Source organism: Streptomyces sp. MNU89 (assembly GCF_020982505.1).
GTDB classification, from domain to species: Bacteria; Actinomycetota; Actinomycetes; order Streptomycetales; family Streptomycetaceae; genus Streptomyces; species Streptomyces xinghaiensis.
In genome coordinates, this window is the sequence record NZ_JAJKLL010000001.1 from 1071940 (window position 1) to 1093429 (window position 21490).

At 69.7% G+C, this 21490-nt stretch carries 18 protein-coding genes and 2 pseudogenes; 10 read left to right on the forward strand and 10 right to left on the reverse strand.

Annotation, left to right across the window (positions count from 1 at the left end; translation table 11 throughout):
• Positions 1 to 27: 27 nt before the first annotated feature.
• Positions 28 to 483 (reverse strand): nuclear transport factor 2 family protein, encoded by a 456-nt coding sequence (locus E4N63_RS04660; RefSeq protein WP_230239969.1) that lies wholly within the window; start codon positions 481 to 483, stop codon positions 28 to 30.
• A 245-nt stretch (positions 484 to 728) separates the two neighbouring features.
• On the opposite strand from E4N63_RS04660, the gene E4N63_RS04665 reads away from it, so the two are divergent.
• Both E4N63_RS04665 and E4N63_RS04670 read left to right on the forward strand, forming a co-directional pair.
• Positions 729 to 2303, forward strand: a complete 1575-nt coding sequence (locus tag E4N63_RS04665; protein WP_230239970.1) for a class I adenylate-forming enzyme family protein — start codon at positions 729 to 731, stop codon at positions 2301 to 2303.
• Positions 2300 to 3076 carry an enoyl-CoA hydratase/isomerase family protein gene (locus tag E4N63_RS04670; RefSeq protein WP_230239971.1) on the forward strand — a complete coding sequence of 259 codons (777 nt, stop codon included), beginning with the start codon at positions 2300 to 2302 and terminating at the stop codon, positions 3074 to 3076. The genes E4N63_RS04665 and E4N63_RS04670 overlap by 4 nt, the downstream gene beginning before the upstream one ends.
• A gap of 144 nt (positions 3077 to 3220) precedes the next feature.
• Here E4N63_RS04670 and E4N63_RS04675 read toward each other — a convergent pair whose 3' ends face one another.
• The 3 genes from E4N63_RS04675 to E4N63_RS04685 are packed head-to-tail and all read right to left on the reverse strand — an operon-like array spanning position 3221 to position 5991.
• Positions 3221 to 4441, reverse strand: coding sequence for a thiolase family protein (locus E4N63_RS04675; RefSeq protein ID WP_230239972.1), 1221 nt, complete (start codon positions 4439 to 4441; stop codon positions 3221 to 3223).
• Positions 4438 to 5163: a class I SAM-dependent methyltransferase gene (locus tag E4N63_RS04680; protein ID WP_230239973.1), complete on the reverse strand. Its 726-nt coding sequence runs from the start codon at positions 5161 to 5163 to the stop codon at positions 4438 to 4440. Before E4N63_RS04680 ends, E4N63_RS04675 begins: the two co-directional genes overlap by 4 nt.
• 27 nt (positions 5164 to 5190) lie before the next feature.
• Positions 5191 to 5991 (reverse strand): SDR family NAD(P)-dependent oxidoreductase, encoded by an 801-nt coding sequence (locus E4N63_RS04685; protein WP_230239974.1) that lies wholly within the window; start codon positions 5989 to 5991, stop codon positions 5191 to 5193.
• Between the two features lie 188 nt (positions 5992 to 6179).
• Here E4N63_RS04685 and E4N63_RS04690 point away from each other — a divergent pair.
• From E4N63_RS04690 to E4N63_RS04715, 6 genes and pseudogenes are all read left to right on the forward strand, one after another.
• Positions 6180 to 7450 (forward strand): annotated as a pseudogene (locus tag E4N63_RS04690) (beta-ketoacyl synthase).
• A complete protein-coding gene (locus E4N63_RS04695) occupies positions 7447 to 8670 on the forward strand; it encodes a ketosynthase chain-length factor (protein ID WP_230239975.1) in 1224 nt (407 codons plus the stop codon). The pseudogene E4N63_RS04690 and the gene E4N63_RS04695 overlap by 4 nt, the downstream one beginning before the upstream one ends.
• A gap of 14 nt (positions 8671 to 8684) precedes the next feature.
• Positions 8685 to 8966, forward strand: a complete 282-nt coding sequence (locus E4N63_RS04700; protein WP_230239976.1) for an acyl carrier protein — start codon at positions 8685 to 8687, stop codon at positions 8964 to 8966.
• Positions 8967 to 9078: 112 nt separating this feature from the next.
• Positions 9079 to 10038: pseudogene (locus E4N63_RS04705) on the forward strand (acyltransferase domain-containing protein); the annotation flags it as partial.
• Positions 10039 to 10096: 58 nt separating this feature from the next.
• The gene (locus E4N63_RS04710; protein WP_230239978.1) at positions 10097 to 11491 is read left to right on the forward strand and encodes an FAD-binding oxidoreductase; all 1395 of its coding nucleotides are present in this window, start codon (positions 10097 to 10099) and stop codon (positions 11489 to 11491) included.
• A gap of 108 nt (positions 11492 to 11599) precedes the next feature.
• The gene (locus E4N63_RS04715; protein ID WP_230239979.1) at positions 11600 to 13168 is read left to right on the forward strand and encodes a benzoate-CoA ligase family protein; all 1569 of its coding nucleotides are present in this window, start codon (positions 11600 to 11602) and stop codon (positions 13166 to 13168) included.
• A 41-nt stretch (positions 13169 to 13209) separates the two neighbouring features.
• Here E4N63_RS04715 and E4N63_RS04720 read toward each other — a convergent pair whose 3' ends face one another.
• From E4N63_RS04720 to E4N63_RS04740, 5 genes are all read right to left on the reverse strand, one after another.
• On the reverse strand, positions 13210 to 13602 hold the full coding sequence (locus tag E4N63_RS04720; RefSeq protein WP_230239980.1) for a nuclear transport factor 2 family protein: 393 nt from the start codon (positions 13600 to 13602) through the stop codon (positions 13210 to 13212).
• A 26-nt stretch (positions 13603 to 13628) separates the two neighbouring features.
• Positions 13629 to 15200 carry a phenylalanine aminomutase (D-beta-phenylalanine forming) gene (locus E4N63_RS04725; RefSeq protein ID WP_230239981.1) on the reverse strand — a complete coding sequence of 524 codons (1572 nt, stop codon included), beginning with the start codon at positions 15198 to 15200 and terminating at the stop codon, positions 13629 to 13631.
• Positions 15201 to 15502: 302 nt separating this feature from the next.
• Complete coding sequence (locus E4N63_RS30955) at positions 15503 to 15796, reverse strand: ferredoxin (RefSeq protein ID WP_308188643.1); 294 nt, start codon at positions 15794 to 15796, stop codon at positions 15503 to 15505.
• Positions 15742 to 16947: a cytochrome P450 gene (locus tag E4N63_RS04735; protein WP_230239983.1), complete on the reverse strand. Its 1206-nt coding sequence runs from the start codon at positions 16945 to 16947 to the stop codon at positions 15742 to 15744. The genes E4N63_RS30955 and E4N63_RS04735 overlap by 55 nt, the downstream gene beginning before the upstream one ends.
• Before the next feature lie 95 nt (positions 16948 to 17042).
• Positions 17043 to 17690, reverse strand: a complete 648-nt coding sequence (locus E4N63_RS04740) for a TetR/AcrR family transcriptional regulator (RefSeq protein WP_230239984.1) — start codon at positions 17688 to 17690, stop codon at positions 17043 to 17045.
• A 77-nt stretch (positions 17691 to 17767) separates the two neighbouring features.
• Between E4N63_RS04740 and E4N63_RS04745 the strand changes: the two genes are divergently transcribed.
• Positions 17768 to 19219, forward strand: coding sequence for an MFS transporter (locus E4N63_RS04745; protein WP_230239985.1), 1452 nt, complete (start codon positions 17768 to 17770; stop codon positions 19217 to 19219).
• Positions 19220 to 19281: 62 nt separating this feature from the next.
• On the opposite strand, the gene E4N63_RS04750 is transcribed toward E4N63_RS04745, so the two are convergent.
• Positions 19282 to 20508, reverse strand: coding sequence for an MFS transporter (locus E4N63_RS04750; RefSeq protein ID WP_230239986.1), 1227 nt, complete (start codon positions 20506 to 20508; stop codon positions 19282 to 19284).
• 273 nt (positions 20509 to 20781) lie between these two features.
• Between E4N63_RS04750 and E4N63_RS04755 the strand changes: the two genes are divergently transcribed.
• The gene (locus E4N63_RS04755; protein ID WP_230239987.1) at positions 20782 to 21450 is read left to right on the forward strand and encodes a TetR/AcrR family transcriptional regulator; all 669 of its coding nucleotides are present in this window, start codon (positions 20782 to 20784) and stop codon (positions 21448 to 21450) included.
• The last annotated feature ends 40 nt before the right edge of the window (positions 21451 to 21490 follow it).

Sequence of the window (21490 nt, forward strand, 5' to 3'; positions counted from 1 at the left end):
GCCGAGGGTTGTTGGGACGTTGTCGTCTCACCCCTTGGGGAGATCGTCCCGGAAGACCTGGCGGTGCCGGATGAGCCATCGGCCCTCGTGCCGGACGAGCACGTCCTCGCAGGTACACACGAACTCCAACTCCGAACGACTCCCCACCACCGTCTTGGTGATCAGGGCGTAGGTCTTGGCCAGGAGCGTCGGTCCACTCGCCTGCTGGAGTTCCAGGGTGGTGACGCAGTGGCGGCGCAGGATGCCTTTCTCCTGCAACTGCCGCGCTGCGGCCTCCGCGTTTCGGGCGATCTCGGCCCGCCCGCGCTGGGGCTCGGGGCGGGCGTTGGTCGCGAAGACCGCGTCGAGCATGAAGTCTCCGGTCCAGTCCTCCACTCGGCCTTCGTCCATGGCCCGCATGTGGCGCCCGTAGAACTGCTGAATCTCTGCCAACAACGCCGCGGACACCGCAGTCTCCTCCGGCTTGTACGGGGCCTGTGTCAAGGCGCTCTCCCTCTGCTTCGGTCGGGTCAACTCCTGCCGTAGTCACGGTGAGGGCTGCTTCTCCACGCCCGGTAAAGAGACAAGCACGGCAAGGGCAAGTCGCGACAGCAGCCCATGATGCTGTCTTGCTTGCCCCTCAAGGTGCCGGTGGTGCGCTGTCCAGTGGAGACCGGTGGCAAGGGCCACCGCCTGATGCGACGGAGGCCACAAGCATGGAACCGGCCCCTCAGGCCCCCACACGATCTGTGATCGACGTTCGCCGCCCCGAAGCGGGACCGCGCTGGGAGACCATCGGCGAACTCGTCAAAGATGCCGCGTTGCTGCACGGCGACAAGGAGTTCCTCCGATGCGGCGACAGAACGCTCGGCTTCTCCGAGACCGATGCCCGCACCGACCGGCTGGCACAGGCGCTGATCGCCCAGGGTGTCAAACCGGGTGACCGTGTCGCGATCATGATGGACAACGTGGCGGACTGGCCGTTGAGCTGGTTCGCGGCCATCAAGGCCGGCGCCATCACAGTGCCGGTCAACACCCGCTTCGGCGCCGCGGACCTCACGCACGTCCTGAAGGACTCTCGGGCCGTGCTGGTCCTGGCCTCCCCGGGCTGCGTGCCTTTGGCCCGTGACGTGAGCGGCGCCATCGGGCGCCCCTGTGCGGTCCGGACGCTACGCGAACTGGAGGCCGGCTTCGGCGACCGGCCGGTGGACGGTCCGGGCCTGTCGGCGCACGCGGACGACACCGTCAACTTCCAGTACACCTCTGGCACCACAGGCTTTCCGAAAGCCTGCATGCTCAGCCACGACTACTGGCTGCGCACGGCGTGGATGATCGCTGTCCACTCCGGCCTCCGTCCGGACGACATCGTGCTGACGGCCCAGGCGTTCTCCTACATGGATCCCCAGTGGAAAGCCGTGATGTGCCTGATGGGCGGCGTTCCGCTGGTGGTGCTCCCGCGGTTCTCCGCCTCCGGCTTCTGGCACTCCGTCCGCCGGCACCGGGCCACGCTGACCTACGTGCTGGGCAGCATGCCCATGCTGCTGTACAAGCAGCCGCCCCACTCGGGCGACCGCGATCATGCGATGCGGCTGGTCCTGTGCTCGGGCATCCCGCGCGACTTGCACCGTGCGTTCGAGGACCGCTGGGGTGCGGCCTGGCGGGAGGTGTACGGCTCCACCGAGAGCGGACTGGACTTGATCACGCCGCCTGGTGAGGAGGCCACCGTGGGCAGCGGCGCGATGGGGTATCCGCCGGCCGGCAAGGAGGTCCTCGTCGCCGACGAGCACCACCGCCCCGTCCAGCCCGGGCAGATCGGCGAGATCCTGGTGCGGGGAAGGCCCATGATGAAGGGCTATTGGAACAACCCGGACAGTACCGAGCGGGCGTTCCGCGGCGGCTGGTACCACACCGGTGACCTCGGACGTGCCGAGGGTGCCGGGAGCGTGGTGCACGCCGGGCGGCTGAAGGACATGATCCGACGTGGGGGGGAGAACATCGCAGCGGCCGAGGTTGAGAGCGTCCTCGAAGCCCACCCGGCGGTCCTGGCCGCCGCGCTCGCCGGCATCCCCGACGAGCTCTTCGGTGAGCTGCCCAAAGCCTTCCTGCAACTGCGTCCCGGCTACCGCCCCACCACGGCAACGGCCCGCAGCATCCTCGCGCACACCCGCCGCAACCTCGCGAAATTCAAGGTCCCTGCCTATGTCGAGTTCGTCGACTCCTTCCCCATGACTCCCTCCGCCCGTATCCAGAAGCGCCGGCTGCTTCGTCCCGGGGACGACCAGCGCACCGGTGCGTTCGACGCCGCAGCGGACGCGTGGGCATGAGCGGCGTACCGCCGTTGCCGAGCTTCGCCGACCTGACCGTCACGGTCGACAGCGGCGTTGCCGTGATCGCGATGAGCCGTCCGGCGAAACTCAACGCCCTGACCCGCGGCATGCGCCGGGGCCTGGCCGAGATGCTGCGCCACTATGGCGGTGGGAGCCATGCTCGCGGGGTGGTGGTCACCGGTCGGGGAAAAGCCTTCTCTGCCGGAATGGACTTGCGTGAAGTCACCGGCCCGGAACTCGACTTGCCGGCGGAGATGGAGCTGTTCAACGACATCACCCGTGCCGCTCTCGCCACCGAAGTTCCGGTCGTGGCCGCCCTCAACGGCATCGCCGTCGGTGGCGCCGGCGAGATGGCCCTGAGCTTCGACGCCCGGATCGCCACGGCTCGGGCCGCGATCTCATGGCCGGAGACCGCTGCCGGACTGACCGTGTCCAACGCCGCGAGCCTGTTCCTGCCCCGCCTGGCCGGTGCGTCCAGGGCCATGTGCCTGATCATGAACAGCGCCCGGCTAGGCGCCTGCCAGGCACTGGACCTCGGTCTCCTCGACGACATCGTCGAGCCGGACGATCTCATTCCCGCCGCTATCCGGCTGATCCACCGGTGGACTCAGCCGGGTTCGTCCACGGCCGCACATCTGCGGCTGATGCGGCCCTCGCTGAGTGCGGTGGAAGCGGCCATGGCGCGCGAGGTCGCGGCCGTGCGGCAGGTCCAGGAGAGCGGCATTGCCCAGGCCGGCATCGCCACGGTGCTGACCGGCCACGGGACGTGACCTTTGCTGCTGCGGGCCGGGCCCATACCCCGAAGGGGGCCGCCGAGGCACAAACCGAACGGGCTGTGGTGAAGGCCGAAAGCCTCCTTCACCACAGCCCGCAGGTGTCCCTGTCCGCCCAGCACTGGGCACTAGGAGGCCGGGTCAATCGGTCACTTCGATGATCAGTGCTGCCGCGGTGTCCCCCGCGGCGCACCCGGTGAACAGTCCGAGCCCGCCGCCGCGTGCCTTCAGTACGTAAGCGAGTTCCGTGACCGTCCGCAGCCCGGTCGGGCCTTGGGGGTGTCCGAAGAGGAGGCTGCAGCCGGACGCGTTCATGGCCTCCAGCGTTACCCCGGTTTCCCGGGCGAAGTACAGGTCGTTCACCGCGAAGGGGTTGTGGGTGCTGATGGCATCCATCGTGTCGATCTTCAGCCCGGCGGCGTGCAGCGCCGCCTGCGCGGCGGGAACGAGTGCCTTGGGCATGCGGGCCGGCTCCACGCGGGCGAAGCCGGATGCGACCAGGCGCACGATCGGTCCGCGGTCGGCGCATTCCCGGGCGCGCGGTGTCGTGGTCACCAGGGCCCCCGCGGTGCCGTCGGCGGGATGCGTTTGCGTGGCGGCGGTGTGGACGCCGCCGGGGCGGACTGTCGGGAGTTGACCGGCGCTGTCGGTCGTGACCGGCCGCACGCCCTCGTCGGCCAGGAGCCGTACGGTGCCGAGTTCGTCCTGTTCGATCTCGATGCCGACCGTGAAGTCACGCTGGAAGGTGCGGTCGTCGCTGAGTGCGGCGGTGTATTGCTCGGAGCGCAGGACGGCGAGGGCGTCCAGGTCGTCGCGGGTGAAACCGCACTCGGCCGCGACGGCTTCGGCTGTGGCGAGCATGCTCTGTCCGGTGACGGGGTCCCGGGAGAAGCTGTCGCGTACCCAGTTCTCGCGCACCGGTCCATGCTCGGAACCGGCGGGTGAGGGCCAGGAGAGGTCCGGGCCGTTGCTGGTGCGGTCGGTGGTGACGATCAGTTGTGGGCCGACTCCTGTTCCCACTGCCGCGGCGGCCTGGTGCATGGCCGCGACGGAGGTGGCGCAGGCTTGGTTGAGCATCGGTCCGGAGACATGGGGCATGCCCAGTCGGGCCGCGAGCGTGGTGGCTCCGTAGAAGATGGCGGGCTGCGGCACGGTCCAGCCCAGCACCATGCCCTCGATGGCGTCGCGGTCGATGCCGCGCTCCGACAGTGCCCGGCCGGTGGCGGCCACGGCCAGGTCGAGGCTGGAGAGGTGGGACAGGGTGCCTCCCCACCGCGCGAAGGGCGAGGTCCACAGCGCCGTCAGGGGAATGGCCGCATCACGATAGGTGGCCCCGGACGTCACGCGCCTTTTCTCACTCATCGTGAGTCCAGGGATGCTCCGGGGTGGCGGGGCGCGGTGCGCTGCGATGCGCGGGCCGCGAAGAGTGCGACGCTGCCGCGTACCTCGATCCAGTGGCTGGCGAAGTGTTCTTCCAGGGCCTGGTGCAGCCCGTGGACGCTGTCATGCTGGTTGTGGAAGGAGCCCTGGCGCTGGTAAAGGATGTTGAAGCGGCGGGAGAGGGCGGTGTGTTTCACGCCCTGGGACAGGACGGTGCTGCCGAAGAGGACGCCGTCGGGCGCGAGTGCCTCGCGCAGGTGCTTGAAGACGATCTGCTTGCCGCCCGGTGGCTCGGGCAGGCAGTGCATGACGTAGTTGTAGGCGATGGATGTGAATCCGCTGCCGACGAGGTCGGGCAGGGGTTCCATGATGTCCGCCTGCACGCAGCGCGGGGTGTAGCGGCGCAGGCGGTGCGCGGCGAACTTGAGCGGGTCGGGGTTGAGGTCGAGCAGGGTCAGCTCGGGTGTACCCGCGGGGAAGCGGCAGTGGTCCAGGTAGTAGCCCGAGCCGGGGCCGACCTCCAAGTGGCGGGAGGTGATCCAGTCGTTGTAGTGGTCGAGCAGCCGTGACTTCGGGCAGCGCCACAGCAGCCGGTTCGACGCATGGACGACCACGGCGTCATACAGGCGCAGCCGCCGGTGTTCGTAGTAGGGCTGGCCCTCGAAGCCGAAGGCGGAGGACTCGTGGGATGCATCGATGGTCATGCGCGCGTCCCTCTTCCACTCGAAGCGTCAGTAACTGCCCAGTCCGCCGCAGACGTTGAGTGCCTGGGCGGTCACGGACGCGGCTGCCGGGCTGACCAGGTAGCGCACCATGCCCGCCACCTCCTCGGGGGTGCAGTAGCGGCCGAGGGGGATTTTGGCCTCGAAGTCGGCGAGGACCTGCTCCTCGGTGACGTTGTTGAGCTTGGCGTAACTGGCGCGGATGTCCTGGGCCATGGGCGTTTCCACGTAGCCGGGGCATACCGCGTTCACGGTGGGGCCGCCGTGGGCGGCGAATTCCTTGGCGAGTGCCTTGGTGAAGCCGATGACACCGGCCTTGGCCGCCGAGTACGGGGCCCCGTACGGGACACCTTGCTTACCGCCGGTGGACGCGATGTTGATGATCCGGCCGGCCGGCTGCTTGATCGCGTCGCTGCTCCGGATGACCTCGCGGGTCACCCAGAAGACGCTGTTGAGGTTGGTGTTGATAACGTCCAGCCACAGCTCGTCGGGGATCGCGGCGGTCACGCCGCCGCCGCTGCGGCCGGCGTTGTTGACCAGGACCTTCGGCTCGCCGTGCTCCTTGGCGCACCGTTCCACCATGTCGTGCACCGCGTCGCGGTCCCGTACGTCGCAGGTGTAGCCGGCCACGTCGAATTGGTCGTCTTCCATCCTCAGCGACCTGACGACCGTCTCCAGCTTCCCGCGGTCGCGGCCGGTGATGATGACCTTCAGCCCGTCCTGCAGCAGGGCCTGGGCGATCGACAGACCAATGCCGCTGGTGCCGCCTGTGACCAGGGCGACGCTTGGGGACTCGGTGTGTGCGGGCATGGCGAGACTTTCTCCCTTCGTCGGGGCGGCCGGAACGGGCAGGCCCGACGACGAGGCTCCCTGCCGGCGGTGCAGGGCCGGTCCACGCCCGGGCAAGGCGCTCCCTGCAGCCCGAGCAAGGCGCTCTGGAGCAGCCGAAGAGCGGCGGTGGACTGCCGCTGGAGCAGCACCCCGCAAGGTCTCAAGGTGTGAGCCGACACGTAGTCATAACTGGCCTGAGCGTCCTCGCACCCGGTTCGACGGATACCGAGGGCTTCTGGAAGATGATCACAGCGGGGCGGAGCGCGATCCGCAGGATCACGGCATTCGACCCCACGCCGTTCCGTTCCCAGGTGGCGGGAGAGGTCGATCTCGATCCGCTGGCCTGCGGGTTCAGCCGCCGCGAGGTCCGGCGTCTGGACCGGGCCGGCCTGCTGGCCGTGGCCTGCGCCAGACGGGCGGTGGCGGAAGCCGGGATCACCTCCGGTACGGGTATCGACCCCGGCCGCATCGGTGTGAGCGTGGGCAACGCGGTGGGATCCGCCACGAGCATCGAGAACGAGTACGTCGTGCTGTCCGATGAGGGACGCCAGTGGCTGGTCGACCAGAAGTACCAGTCCCCCCACCTCTTCGACTACTTCGTACCGGGTTCCCTTGCCCGCGAGATCGCCTGGGCGGCCGGTGCCGAAGGACCGGTGTCGGTCATCTCGGCCGGCTGCACCTCCGGCATCGACGCCCTCGGCCATGCCTGCCAGCTCATCCATGAGGGCAGCGCCGACGTGATGGTCGCCGGCGCCACCGATGCTCCTGTCACCCCGATCGCGGTGGCGTGCTTCGACGCGATCAAGGCCACCACGCGCCGTAACGACGATCCCGAACATGCCCCGCGCCCCTTCGACCGCACCCGGGACGGATTCGCCATCGCCGAGGGCGCGGCCATGCTGGTCCTGGAGGAGAGCGAACACGCCCGGCGGCGCGGCGCCGATGTCTACGGCACCATCACCGGATACGCCGCGCACTCGAACGCGTACCACATGACGGGCCTGTCCCGGGACGGCAATGAGATGGCCCGTGCCATCACGACCGCCCTGGACGAGGCCCGCACCGACCCCGCTGCCGTCGGGTACGTCAACGCTCACGGCTCGGGCACCAAGCAGAACGACCTGCATGAAACCGAGGCGTTCAAGAAGGCCCTGGGCGAGCACGCCTGCAACGTCCCGGTCAGCTCGATCAAGTCGATGATCGGGCATTCCCTCGGCGCGATCGGCGCGATCGAGGTCGCCACCTGCGCGCTGGCCATCCGCAACGGAGTGGTGCCCCCACCGCGAACCTCCATGAGCCCGACCCGGACTGCGACCTGGACTACGTCCCCCTTGAGGCACGTGATGTGGACCTTGACGTCGTCCTCACCGTGGGGAGCGGGTTCGGCGGCTTCCAGAGCGCCATGGTCCTGGAGAAATGGCGAGGAGGCCGCGCATGAGCACCGATGTCGTGATCACCGGGATGGGTGTGACCGCACCCACCGGCCTGAGCGTCAAGGAGTACTGGAACGCCACCCTGGCCGGTACCCGGGGCATCGCACCGCTGCAGGGGTTCGATCCCACGCAGTACACGGCGTGCCTGGCCGGGCAGATCACCGGCTTCGAGGCCAAGGAGCATCTGCCCGGGCGGCTGTTGCCGCAGACCGACCGCGTCACCCGGCTCGCCCTGGTCGCCGCCGACCGGGCCCTGGAGGACGCCCAGGCCGACGTCGGCGAACTCGGCACCTACGAGTGCGGGGTCGTCACCTCGAACGCGACCGGCGGCTTCGAGTTCTCCCACCGGGAGATGCAGCGGCTGTGGACGCAGGGCCCCGACCGCGTCAGCGTCTACCAGTGCTTCGCCTGGTTCTACGCCGTCAACACCGGCCAGATCTCCATCCGGCACAAGATGCGCGGCCCGGGCGGCGTGGTCGTCGCCGAACAGGCCGGCGGCCTCGATGCCATCGGGCACGCCCGCCGCACGATCACCCGCGGCCGCAGTCGCCTGATGGTCACCGGCGGCGTCGAGTCCTCCTTCGACCCATGGGGCTGGGTGTCCCACCTGGCCTCCGGCACCGTCAGCACGGCCACCGACCCCGCCACCGCCTACCTGCCGTTCGACCAGCGGGCCTGCGGCTATGTGCCGGGAGAAGGCGGTGCCCTCCTCGTCATGGAGGACGCCGAATCGGCGCGCGGACGCACCGACCGACGTCCCTACGGAAAGATCACCGGCTACGCGGCGACCTTCGACCCCGCCCCCGGCACGCAACGGCCCTCCGGTCTGCGGCGTGCCGTTGACCTGGCTCTGGCGGATGCGGGGCTTGAGCCCGACGCCATCGACCTCGTCGTCGCCGACGCGGCAGGCGTCGCCGACCTCGACGCCCAGGAAGCCGATGCCCTGCGGGCGGTCTTCGGCCCGTACGGCGTCCCCGTCTGCGCGCCCAAGACCATGGTCGGTCGCCTGATGGCCGGCGGCGGGCCACTCGATGTGGTGTGTGCCCTGCTCGCGCTGCGCGACAACGTCATCCCACCGGCCGTCAACGTCACCGACGTTGTCGACGACTACCAGATCGACCTCGTCCGCGACGAGCCCCGCACGTGCCCCCTGTCGAGGGCCCTCGTCCTCGCGCGCGGCGCCGGCGGCTTCAACTCGGCCGTCATCGTCGAGCACACCCCCTGACACCACTACTCCCCGTGTTCCCACCCATTGAGAAGGGATCGTTCCGCATGCTCGGCATCGACCAGCTCCTGCAGATCCTCAGCGAGTGCTCCGGGGACGAGCAGGCCCTCGCCCAGGGCGACGACATCCTCGACCGCGAGTTCGAGGTCCTCGGCTACGACTCCCTGGTCCTGTTGGAGACCTCCGCCCAGCTCAAGCACCGCTACGACATCGAGATCCCGGAGGACGTCATCCGGGACCTGAAGACGCCGCGCGCCGTCCTGGAGTACGTCAACGTGCCCGCCAGCAGGAACTGAGGCACCGTCCGCCCAACCTCTCGCCCCTCTTGCACCGCAGGAGCCAGCCGATGGATGCCCCCGCCTCCCCCGTCCGCCGCGCCCCGGAGTCGTTCTCACCTTCCCCGGCCAAGGGGCACAGCACGCCCGCATGGCCGCCGGCCTCTACGGCGTCTCCAAGTCCTTCACCTCCACGATGGACCACGCCTTCGACGCCTTCGGACCGGCGGGACGCACCCTGCGCGAAGGATGGCTCGCGGCCACTCCACCCGCGGCCTTCGACGACATCTCCTACGCCCAGCCCCTGCTGTACGCGGTCAACTGCGCGCTGGGCACCATGGTCATCGAGGCCGGTCTGCGCCCCGACGGCCTGCTGGGCCACAGCGTGGGGGAACTGTCCGCCGCCACCCTGGCCGGCGTGTTCTCCTTCGACTGTGGCCTGCGCTACCTGGCCGAATACATCGGCGTCTACCGGCACGCCCCGCGCGGCGGCATGCTGGCCGTCGCCGCCAGCCCCAAGGAGGTCGAAGCCCACCTTGTGCCGGGCGTGGTCATCGGCGCCGTCAACGCCCCGCGCCAGTTGCTGCTCTCCGCCCCGGAAGAGGCCCTGGCCGGCGTGGAAGCCGCCCTCCGCGGTGCCGGTATCACCTATGCCCGGGCCCGCGCCCTGCAGCCCTTCCACCACCCGGTGATGCGCGAGGTCGTCACGGCCCACGCGGGCTTGCTCACCCGTCCGCCCCTCCACCCGCCCCACACCACCCTCTACTCCGCCTACACCGGTCAGGAACTTTCCGACGAGCTCGCCACCGACTGGCAGTTCTGGACCGGTCAACCCGCCGAGCCGGTTCTGTTCGGCCCCGCCTTGGGGCATCTGCTGAGCAGTGGTGGCCCTCACCTCTTGGCCGAAACCGGCCCCGGACAGAGCCTGACCGCCCTGGCACGGCGCACGCCCGCGGTTGCCCGCGGCGACGCGACGGCCCTCGCCCTGCTGCCGGCCCGGGCGGGCGAGCCGGACGCCGATATCGAAGCCGTACGGGCCGCTCTGAAGCAGCTCGCCGCCTACGGATGCGACCCGCTGTCGCCGGACTTCTGAACCCCTCAGCCGCCGGCCCTGTCAAGCGCCTGCCGTGGCGCCGCAGAAAGGGACAAGCATGCAGTTTCCACAGCTCGACCCTGCCACCCTGGCCACGTTCAGCGCGGCGTTCCGGGGGGAGTTGATCTGGCCGAGCGACGCCGACTACGACGAGGCGCGCCGCATCTGGAACGGCACGATCGACCGGCGCCCAGCGCTGATCGCCCGCTGCACCAGCACCCCGGACGTGGTCGCCGCGGTGAGCTTCGCCCGCAAGAGCGGCCTGCTGGTCGCGGTCCGCGGCGGAGGACACAGCATGGCCGGGCACTCGGTATGCGACGGCGGGATCGTCATCGATCTGACCTTGATGAACAGCATCAAGGTCAGCCGCCGCCTGCGGCGCGCGCGAGCCCAGGGCGGCTGCCTGCTGGGGGCGTTCGACACCGCCACCCAGGCTCACATGCTTGCTACCCCCGCCGGTGTGGTCTCCCACACCGGATTGGGGGGACTCGTCCTCGGCGGCGGGTTCGGCTGGCTGAGCCGCAAGTACGGCCTGTCCATCGACAACCTCACCTCCGTGGAGATCGTCACCGCGGACGGCAGCGTCCTCACCGCAAGCGACACCCAGAACCCCGACCTGTTCTGGGCCGTCCGCGGCGGCGGCGGCAACTTCGGTGTGGTCACCGCATTCGAGTTCGGCCTCCACCGGGTCGGGCCTGTCCGTTTCGCCAGCACCTACTATTCGCTGGACGAAGGACCCCAGGTCATCCGGGCCTGGCGCGACCACATGGCCACCGCCCCCGACGAACTGACCTGGGCGTTGTATCTGCGCCTGGCACCGCCCCTGCCCGAACTGCCCGCCGACATGCACGGCAAGCCGGTGATCTGCGCCATGAGCTGCTGGATCGGGGACCCCCACGAGGGAGAGCGGCAGCTTGAGTCCATCCTTCACGTCGGCAAACCCCACGGCCTGACCAAGGCGACCTTGCCCTACCGGGCCCTGCAGGCGTATTCCTTCCCCGGCGCCGTCGTCCCAGACCGGATCTACACCAAGAGCGGCTACCTGAACGAACTGAGCGACGACGCCATCGACACGGTCCTGGAACACGCCGCCGACATCGCCTCCCCGTTCACCCAGCTCGAACTGCTCTACCTGGGCGGGGCCGTGGCGCGCGTCCCCGAGGACGCCACCGCCTACCCCAACCGCCAATCGCCGTTCGTCACCAACCTGGCCGCCGCCTGGATGGACCCCACCGAGGACACCGGCCACACCGCCTGGGCCCGCGAGGGCTACCGGGCCCTGGCCGGCCACTTGTCCGGCGGCTACGTCAACTTCATGAACCCGGGCGAGGCGGACCGCACGCGGGCGGCTTACGGAGCCGCCAAGTTCGAACGGTTGCAGGCCATCAAGGCCAAGTACGACCCGACGAACCTGTTCCGCCTCAACCAGAACATCCCCCCGAGCAGCCCTTGACTCCACCACACCCCACCCAGCCCTGCCCCGGCTCCCGGCCAATGCCGCGACCGGGGCAGGGCCACACCCGGGGGCGATCAGCTCCATGCCTCTCGAACAGGAGCCGACATGACCACCGACCGCTTCAACCTCTCAACGCTGGTCGATCACCACCTCGACAGCGGTCTGAGCGACAAGGCCGCCCTCTACAGCCCCCACGGCCCCGTCAGCTACGGCGAGGTGTACCGGAGCATGTGTGCGATGGGCCGGGCTCTGAGCGCACTTGGCATCCAGCGCGAACAGCGCGTCCTGCTCGTTCTGGACGACACCCCGGCGTTCATCACCGCCTTCCTCGGCGTCGGCCGCATCGGCGCCGTCCCCGTCCCGATCAACTACCAATCCGGCCCTGAGCAGGTTTGTTTCTACGCCCAGGACAGTTGCGCCCGGGCGGCTGTGATCGAGGCGGACCGGTATGAGGAGCTCGCGCCCGCTCTACAGGAGGCCGGCGTGATGGTGATCAGCACCGAGCCCGCAGGGCCGGACGACGGCAGGCTCCACATGCGCGACCTGATCCGCGGCCACGAGGGCGAGCTGGGCGCCGCCTCCACACACGCCGAGGATCCCGCGCTGTGGCTGTACAGCTCCGGGTCCACCGGACGGCCGAAAGGGGTGGTTCACCTGCAACGGGACATCGCACCCGCCTGCCGGCACTACGCGGGCGATGTCCTGGGTGTCACTCAGGACGACATTCACCTGTCCACCACCAAGCTCTTCCACGCCTACGGCCTGGGCAACAGCCTGCTGTTTCCGCTGTGGTTCGGCGGGACCTCGGTCCTGCTGTCCGGGTTTCCGGCACCACACCTCGTGCTGGAGACCATCGAGCAAGTACGTCCCACACTGCTGTTCTCCGTCCCTGCCCTGTACAACGCCATGCCCCGCTCACCCGGCGCCGGCCTTCGGGACCTGTCGTCCATCCGGCTGTGCGTCTCGGCCGCCGAGAGTCTGCCCGCCCACGTCTGGGAACGATGGCGCGACCTCTACGGGCTGACGATCCTGGACGGTGTGGGGTCCACCGAAATGCTGCACATCTACTGCAGCAACACCGAGAGGGCGCTGCGCCCCGGCTCCTCCGGGAGGGCCGTGCCCGGCTACCAGATCAAGCTCGTCGACCCCGACGGTGGCGACGTGGACGGCGCGGGCAGCGGAGAGATGTTCGTGCAGGGCGGCAGCATGCTGGCCCAGTACTGGCACCGTGCCGACCAGACCCGCGCGGTGCTGCAGGGGAGCTGGTACCGCACCGGCGACCGCTACCGCCGCGACGAGGACGGCTTCTACTGGTACGAGGGACGTGCCGACGACATGATGAAGGTCTCCGGGCTGTGGGTCGCGCCCGCCGCGATCGAGACCGCCCTTCAGCAGCACCCGGATGTGGCCGAGGCAGCGGTCGTCGGCGTGGACACCGACCGCCTCACCCGGATCAAGGCGTTCATCGTGCTGCGCGACGGCTGCCAGAGCAGCGACGCACTGGCCCGGCTACTGCGGCAGTGGTGCAAAGACCGTCTGCCCAGCCATCACTTTCCGCACCTGGTCGAGTTCGTCGCGGAACTGCCCAAGACGCCTACGGGCAAGATCCAGCGGTTTGCCCTGCGCGCACAGGAGACGGTAAAGGCGGACGCTCCGGCCGCCCACGCCGTGTGACCAGCGCGGGCGGCCGGAGCCGACGCCGTCCCGGCAGGGGCTCAGCCACCTGCCGGGACGGCGTTCGGGCTCAGGTGCAGGCCGGCGAGGCGCAGCCGCCCGTCCTGGCGGACGACGACGAGCGTGAAGCGGAACGCACCGCTGGCGTCGGCATCACCGTTCACGCTCTGCTGGGTCTGGGCCGCCACCACGACCGCCGTCTCCCCGTAGGAGCGGATGCGCAGGTCGCCCACCTCGAACGAGGTGTTGCGCACGGTGCCCGTGCTGTAGCGGGCCAGCCACTCCTCGCGGCTGCGCACGAAGCCCCGGGGCCCGACGCCGACGAAGTCCTTCGCGAGCAGGTCGTCCAGCGCCCTGTGGTCTCCCCGCTCTTCGGCCGTGCTCCATTCCCGGACGAAGTCCGTAACCGCCTGCTCGGCCAGCGTGATCGTCACGGTGTGTCTCCCTTCCGGGTGCGGCTTCAGTGCGCCGCCACGGCAGCGTCGACGGGCTCGCCCGCGATCAGGTCGGCCGCCAGCTTCTCGACGTAGTCGGTGAGGGTCTCGTCCCGGTCGAAGAACGGCACGATCTCGCGGGTGCGCTCATAGAGCGGGCGGGTGAAGGAGGACAGTTTGTCCGCACCGCGGATGTCGACGGCCTGGCAGGCGCACAGCAGCTCGAAGGCCACCACGTAGGCGGCGTTGGTGAGCACCTCCCGGGCGCGACGGGCGGCGACGAATCCGAAGGACACGATGTCCTGGAAGTCCGCCGTACTCGTGAGGGACTGCACCGACATCGGAACGGTCAGGGTTCGGGTCTCCGCGGTGATCGACGCGGTCATGAACTGGCCGCCCATCAGGCCCAGGCGCAATCCCGGATCTTCCCGGCACAGGAAGGCGGGCAGCCCGTTGCTGTTGCTCTTGTCCAAGAAACGGTCCACGCGCCGGTTGGCGAGATTGGTCACGGTGGCCAGGGCCATGTTCAGGTGGTCCATGGCCATGGCCACGTACTGGCCGTGGAAGTGCCCGTTGTGGAACACCTCCGCCTCTTCGGGCAGGACGATCGGGTTGTCGTTGGAGGAGTTCAGCTCGTCCTGAAGGGTCGCTCCGATCCGGTCCAGCACGTCGACCACGGGACCGAGGATCTGCGGCGTGCACCGGATGGAGTAGGCGTCCTCGATCGCCAGCGACCCGGCCTTGGCGACCGTGCCCATCTCTCCGGCCAGGGTCTGCTCGGTGTCCAGTTCGTTGACCGCCAAGTGCGAGTCGGCAAGCCCCTCCCACAACCTCAGGGCCACCTGACGCTGCCCGCGGTGCGGCTTGACGCCGTGCACGCGAGGGTCGAACGGTTTCGTCATGCCCGCCAGGCCCTCGACCGACAACGCGGACACCTGCAGGTAGCGGTCCACGAGCCGGCGCGCGGCCTGGAGGACCATGGTGCCCAGGCCGACCATGCCCGACGTGCCGTTGATCAGGGCCAGGCCGTCCTTGTAGCTCAGCTCCATCAGCTCGACGCCGGCCTCGGACAGGGCCTGCCGCCCAGGCATGATCCGACCGTTGTAGCGGGCTTTCCACTGCCCCGCGCACACCAGGGCGATCGCGGCCAGCGGGCCGAGGTCACCGCTGGTGCCCAGAGAGCCCTTCTCCGGGATGCACGGCACGATCCCGGCGTTGAGTACGGCCACCAGCTTGTCCAGATTCGCCGGGGTGATCGCGGAGTTCCCGCGCGCCAGCGACACGATGCGGGACAGCATGATGGTCCGGGTCGTCGTGTCGTCCAGATACGCCCCCACGTTGGTGGCGACCGCGTTGATCAGGTTCTCCTGGAGCTGCCGGGCCTGGGACACCGGGACGAGGTGGTCGACGAAGCCCCCCATGCTGGTGTTGACCCCGTAGATGACACGTTCGTCCTGCACGAACTTCGCCAACACGTCGCGCGAGGCGCGGACGCGGGAGCGGACGGGTGCGGACAGTTCCACGGGCGTGCGCTGCCGCGCCACGTCCACAAGTTGATCGGGCGTGACGTTCATGTCGAGCTCTATGACGAAGGTCATGAAGTTCCCTTTGCGGCCGGAGAATCGGTGGACTCGACGGGCTGCACAAACCGCCTGCCCATGCCAGCGGACAGGCGCGGCACGCCGGCGTCCACCCGGATCGCGACCGGGCAGGCCGGCTGAGTGCCGCACCGAATTTCACTGAAGCGCCCGTCACTCCACGCCCAAGCAAGGCAGCCTCATGGCCCGCCCAAGGTCACCCCTGAGCCCCTCGGCCCCCTGGGAAGCGGCCCGTAGTCGACAGGTGGTTCCTCCATGGCCTCAGGGGAGGTGATGCTGGGGTGGCGACATGCCCCTGCGGATCACGCTGGTGCGATCAAGTCGCCGGTACTGCTGTCGGACACCGTGATGGCCTCCACCGGGCAACACTCCGCGGCGTCCCGTGCCGTGTCATCAGCGACGATGACGTCCTCGCGCGGCTCGGCGTGGCCGTCCTGCGTCATCCGGAAATGGGCAGAGGAACCAGCACACGCGCCCGATCCGATGCACAACGTCGCGTCCACTGCCAGCCGCCAACGGCCTGCAGCCGCAGACTCCCCGGTCACCACTGCACCGGCAGGGTCTTCGGCCCACGGACCTGCATGCCCGTCTTCCACACGATCTCCGCTTCGTCGACAGCCAGTTGGAGCCGCGGCAGACGGCGCAGCAGGACGCCCAGCGCCACCTGGAGCTCCAGCCTGGCCAACTGCGCACCCAGACAGTGGTGCACACCGTGCCCGAAGGCGACGTGCGGGTTGGGGGACCTGTCGATATCGAGGCGGCCCGGATCGGCAAAGACGTCCGGATCCCAGTTGGCCGCCACAGTGGGGGCGAACACGGTCTCGCCGGGCTGGATCCTCACCCCGCACAGTTCCACCGGCTCGGTGGCGACCCTGGCCCGGAAACTGCCCGAGCCCAGCGGGATGAACCGCAGCAGCTCCTCCACTGCGGACGCCATCGCCGAGGGGTCCGTGCGCAAGCGGTCCATGTCATGCGGGCGCTGGAGCAGCAGGTAGGTGCAGTTGGCGATCTGGCTCGCGGTGGTCTCATGGCCGGCGATGAGCAGATCACGGGTGAGAAGGACCAGCTCCTCGTCGCGAAGCAGCCCCTCCTCCCGGTCCCACGTCTGCACCAGAGCCCCGAGCAGGTCATCGGTCGGCCGGCGGCGCCGTTGGCTCACCAGGGCGGCGAAGTAGTCGGCCATGGCCTGCGCGGCCGCCGCCGATTCAGCGGGAGTGCAGGCCGTGGTGGACAGCAGCGCATCGGACCAGCCCCGCAACTGATCACCGTCCTCCCTGGGTACAGCCAGCAGGTCGCAGATCACCGTGACGGGCAGCGGCAGCGCGTACGACGCGACCAGATCGGCCGGTGCGCCCGAGGCTTCCATCGCCTCCAGCAACTCCTCGGCGATCATCTGCGTGGCGGGCCGCAGCTCTTCCACCCTGCGCTTGGTGAAGACACCGGCGACCGTTTTACGCAGCCGCGTGTGGTCCGGGGGGTCCAGCGACATCAGCACGCCTTCACCCGCCGGGTCGGGCTGGATCCGCGGCGCCCGGGCGTGCTGCGTGGCGGCACGGCTGAACCGCGGGTCGCCCAGCACGGTCTTGATGTCCTGATAACGCGTGACCAGCCATGCCTCACCCCCGTACGGGAGGCGGACGCGGCTGATGGGCTCCTCTTCGCGTAATTGCGCGAAGGCCGGTTCCATGTGCAGCTCGGCGGGGGGCGCGAAGGGAAAGTCCCGCAACTGCTGGGTATGGGTGGTCACTGAGCTTCTCCTGTCCGTCAAGCGGGGCAGTCCACTCGCGAGCCCTGCCGCACATCACACGGCAGGGCGTCCCGTTTCCGAGCCGCCGGCACCAGTCAGGAAGCTGCCGTTACGTGCTGGCCAGGGGCCTCGGGCGGAGTGGGGTCGTTGAACAAGCGGGAGAGGTGGTAGCGCATCACGAACCGGGCGTGTGCCGCCGACCGCTGCCCGACCAGCACGCTGGTCCCGACACCGTGACTGAGGCTCAGCAGACGCGCGGCCTCGGCGGAGACATCCAGATGAGACGCAATCTCTCCCGCCTGCTGAGCCGTGGCCAGGATGTGGGTGAGCTGTCGCTCAAGCCGGTTCGGCCCCTCGACGAAGGGCTGCTCCGCCAGCTCGGGGTCAGTCATGGCCAGTACGGCGTAGGACGTCCACACCAGCCGGAAGGTGCGGCTGTCCGCGTCGACCGGCAGGGCTTCATCGACGAACGCTTCGAGACAGGCCCGGGCCGAACCCGGATCCTCCAGGCTCTCGAGCCGCGCCGACCACCGCTCGTGGCTCTGCTGCTCCAGGTGCTGCAGTGCGGCGTGCATCAACTGGGCCTTGGTGTCGAAGTAGTACTGCACCAGGTTCACGGACATGCCCGCTTCGGCCGCGACGGCGCGCATGGTCACCGCGTGCAGTCCGTCCCGCGCGGCCACCTGCACCAGGGCGTCAGCGATGTGCGCCCGGCGCTGAGCATGGTCAACACGTTTCGGCACCGTGCCCCCTTCCCGTCCGACCCGTTTTCATAGTACCGCTGTACTATAAAAGCTGGCCGCGACGATGGGGAAGAGACATGGGACATCACGTAGCCCGTGCCGCCGACGGATCAGCCGACACCGAAGAGGAGACAGGCGTACTGGCGCGCCGTCAGGCGGCGCTGTTATGGCTGGCCTGCACGGCACAGTTCATGGTGGTGCTCGACGTGTCGGTGGTGAACGTCGCACTGCCGTCGATCCGGTCCGCGCTGGGCTTCGACGCGGCGGGGCTGCAGTGGGTCGTGGGCAGTTACGCGCTGGTCTTCGCGGGCTTCCTGCTCCTGGGCGGCCGGCTCGCGGACCTCTACGGCCGTCGACGGGTGTTCGTGTGGGGGCTGGCGCTGTTCTCCGTCTCCAGCCTGGTGGGCGGACTCGCCACCGGCCCCGGTCTGCTGATCGCCATGCGAGCGGTGCAGGGCCTGGGCGCCGCGGTGCTGGCCCCGGCCACGCTGACCGTCCTGACCACCACCTTTCCCGAAGGGCTGGGCCGCACCAAGGCGTTGGCGATCTGGACCGCGGTCAGCTCCGCCGGGGGCGCGGCGGGCAACCTGATCGGCGGCGTCCTGACCGACGCACTGTCGTGGCGGTGGATCCTGCTGATCAACGTGCCGATCGGTGCCGTGGCCGTCGTGGCGGCCCTGCGCCTGCTGCCGTCCGACCGCTCCCGAGCTGCGTCCGGCAGGCTGGACGTCCCCGGGGCGGTGCTGGCCACCCTGGGCGTCACCGCGCTCGTCTACGGCGTCAACCAGGCCGGAACACAGGGCTGGACAGGGGCGACCACCCTGACGGGCCTGGCGGTCGGTGCCGTGGCGCTGACCGCGTTCGCGGTGACGGAGGCCCGGTTTGCGGCGGCCCCCCTCATGCCACCCCGCCTGGTGCGGCTGCGACCGATCTGGGCCGGTAACGTCACCATGCTGCTGGCCGGCGGCTGCTTCATCCCCATGTGGTACTTCCTGTCGCTGTACATGCAGGACGTCCTCCGCTACGGGGCCTTGGCCACGGGCGTCGGCTTCCTGCCCCACACACTGGTCGGTATCGCGGCCGCGCGCCTCTCCCCCGCCGTCATGGAGCGCACCGGCGCCCGCGGCCTCATCGCCCTCAGCGCACTTCTCAGCGCCGTCGGCTTCCTCTGGCAGAGCAGCATCAGCAGGGACAGTGGCTACGTGGACGGACTGCTCGGGCCCGCGATCGTCATGTCCGCCGGTATGGGCCTGCTCATCACCCCGATCACCACCACCGTCACCTCCGGCATTCGCGAGCGGGATGCGGGGGCGGCCTCCGGGCTGATGAACACCACTCGCCAGCTGGGCGGTGTCGTCGGGCTCGCCGCCCTCGTCACCCTCGCGACGGCCGACGGCGGCCCGGACCTGTCGTACAGGGCGGTGTTCGTGGCGACGGCGGCTGTGTGTGCGGGCGTCGCGGTGATGGCCTTGGCGCTGCCCGCGCCACAAGAGGGCGGCCGGGTCAAGCCCGTCGCGAAGCGGCGGTGAGCTCCCGTGCCGGCCCTCGGTAGGGAGGTGCTGGGCTGCCCTCGTCAGGTGTCATGCTGTGATCATTCACCGACCGGAGCCCGGCGCGGGTCTTCTCGTTCCGGTTCTGCGACGTCGGCCGACTGCCCCGGCTCCCTCAGCCGGAACAGCGCGGCGAGGATGCCCGCGGTGCCGGTGGCGGCGACCAGTGCTCCGGTCGCGATCGAGGTGGAGTCGATGAGCGGCCCGAAGACCAGGGGCGAGGCGAACTGACCGCCGAAGAGCGCGGTCGCCTGCAGCGAGGTGGCCGTCCCACGCTGTTCGGCGGGCGCGGCACGGTCCACCAGGACGGTCAGCGTCGGCATGGTGATGCCGCTGCCGATACCGGTGAGCACGGGTACGAGCAGCAGCACGGCCCAGTGTCCGGCGACGGCGAAGACCAGCAGTGCTGCTGTCCACGATCCGGCCGCGATCCGCATCAATGCGGCATGGCCGAGGCGGGATGTGAGCCTGGAGTAGATGAGGCCGATCAGGCCGGCGGCGCCGGAGGTGAGCACGATGCCGTACAGGGCGACCACCAGGGTGTCGTGAATGCCGAGTTCGTCCAGGCGGCGGGGCAGTGACAGAGCCAGGACCATCATCAGCCCGGTGGTCGCCACCCACAGGCCGCACAGGGCCAGGACCGTCGGGTGCTCGCGCAGCAGCCGCACAGCACCACGCTGCTTGCCCTTCACGGACGGGTTGCCCGGACTCGCGGGAGTCGTCTTGGGCAGGGCAAGGAGAGCGGCGACGCCGAGCGGCAGACCAATGAGGTAGATGGCGAACGGCGCGTGCCAGGAGGCGTTGCCCAGGGCGCCGGCCGCGAGTGGGTAGGCGAACCCGCCCGCGGTGGTGGCGGTCGTGCGCCAGCCCATCACCTTGTCCCGCATCCCGCCCCGGTACAGGCCGAGCAGCGCCGCAGTGGAGCAGACGAAGACCCCCGCCGCTCCCACGCCGAGGACGAGCCGGGAGACCAACAGCGCCGGATAGGAGTTGGTCACCAGGCCCGCGCCCCCGCCCAGCCCGTACACCATCAGCCCGGCGGCGAGGGGCAGCCGCGGGCCGAACCGGTCGGTGAGCCGGCCCACCAGCGGGCTGGCCACGGCGATGGCCAGACTGTGGGAGGTCAGCACCAGCCCGGCGGCCATGCCGCCCACATCGAGGGCCTGGCGGATCACCTCGATCACCGGAGCGATGGTCGCGCCGCCCATCACTCCCAGCGTGGAGGCCAGCAACAGCACCGTGAGCGAACCCCGGCCCAACGCCGACACGGACGGACTCCCGGGCACCGGGGCGTCAGCTGACATCGCCGAGTCCGGTGGTGGCCGACATGGTGCGCGAGTGCCGGCGGCGCCGCGGATCGTCCGCATAGAGCACCGGCGTCACCACATATCCCACGACCGCCTCCTCGTCTCCAGCCGCGAGCGGTGCGATGGCAGCGGACCACCCACCCCAAATATTGAACCGAGTCCAATATTGTCATGAGTGCCAAAAAGGCGCCAGTGTCATTCGGTTCCGAGTCCCCGGCTCGGTACCCTGGACTCGTGACCACCGATCTCCCCGCTTCCGGCGGCGAACCCCTGTCGCTGCGCGAGCGCAAGAAGCAGCGCACCCGCCGCGCCCTCGCCGACACCGCACTGGAGCTGTTCAGTGAACGCGGCTACGACCGTGTCACCCTTGAGGAGCTCACCGCCCGTGTGGAGATCGGCCGCAGCACCTTCTTCCGCTACTACGGCAGCAAGGAAGACGTCGCCATGGCGGCCGAGGGCGAACTGTGGGACGCCTACATCGCGCACTTCTCCCGGTACGCCGGCTCCGGTCCGGCGCTCGACGCGCTGCGCGCCTCGCTGAGCGCGGCGATCCTGTCCATGCCGGACGGCTGGGACCACCGCTTCCTGCGCACCCGCCGCCTCGCTGCCGGCACCCCCGTCTTGCGCGACCACAGCGTTCTGTCCTCGATGAAGACCCAGCAACACCTGGTGGGGATCCTCGAAGAACGCCTGGGCGTCGACGGCCGGGACGACGTACGCCTCCGCCTGCTCGGCGAGTTCGCTCTCAGCGCCTGGCGCTGCGGCGCCCGCAACTGGGTGGCCGGCCGCACCCCCGACGGCGCCGGCCTGCGTCGTGGTCGCGGCGGCACCAAGGCCCTGGCACGCCGCGTCGAGGAAGCCTTCGACGCCATCCCGGCGAGCCTCGCCCTCGACCTGGACTGAGGCGTTCAGGCGGTTGGTGCCTGCCGTGCCCCTCCCCGCC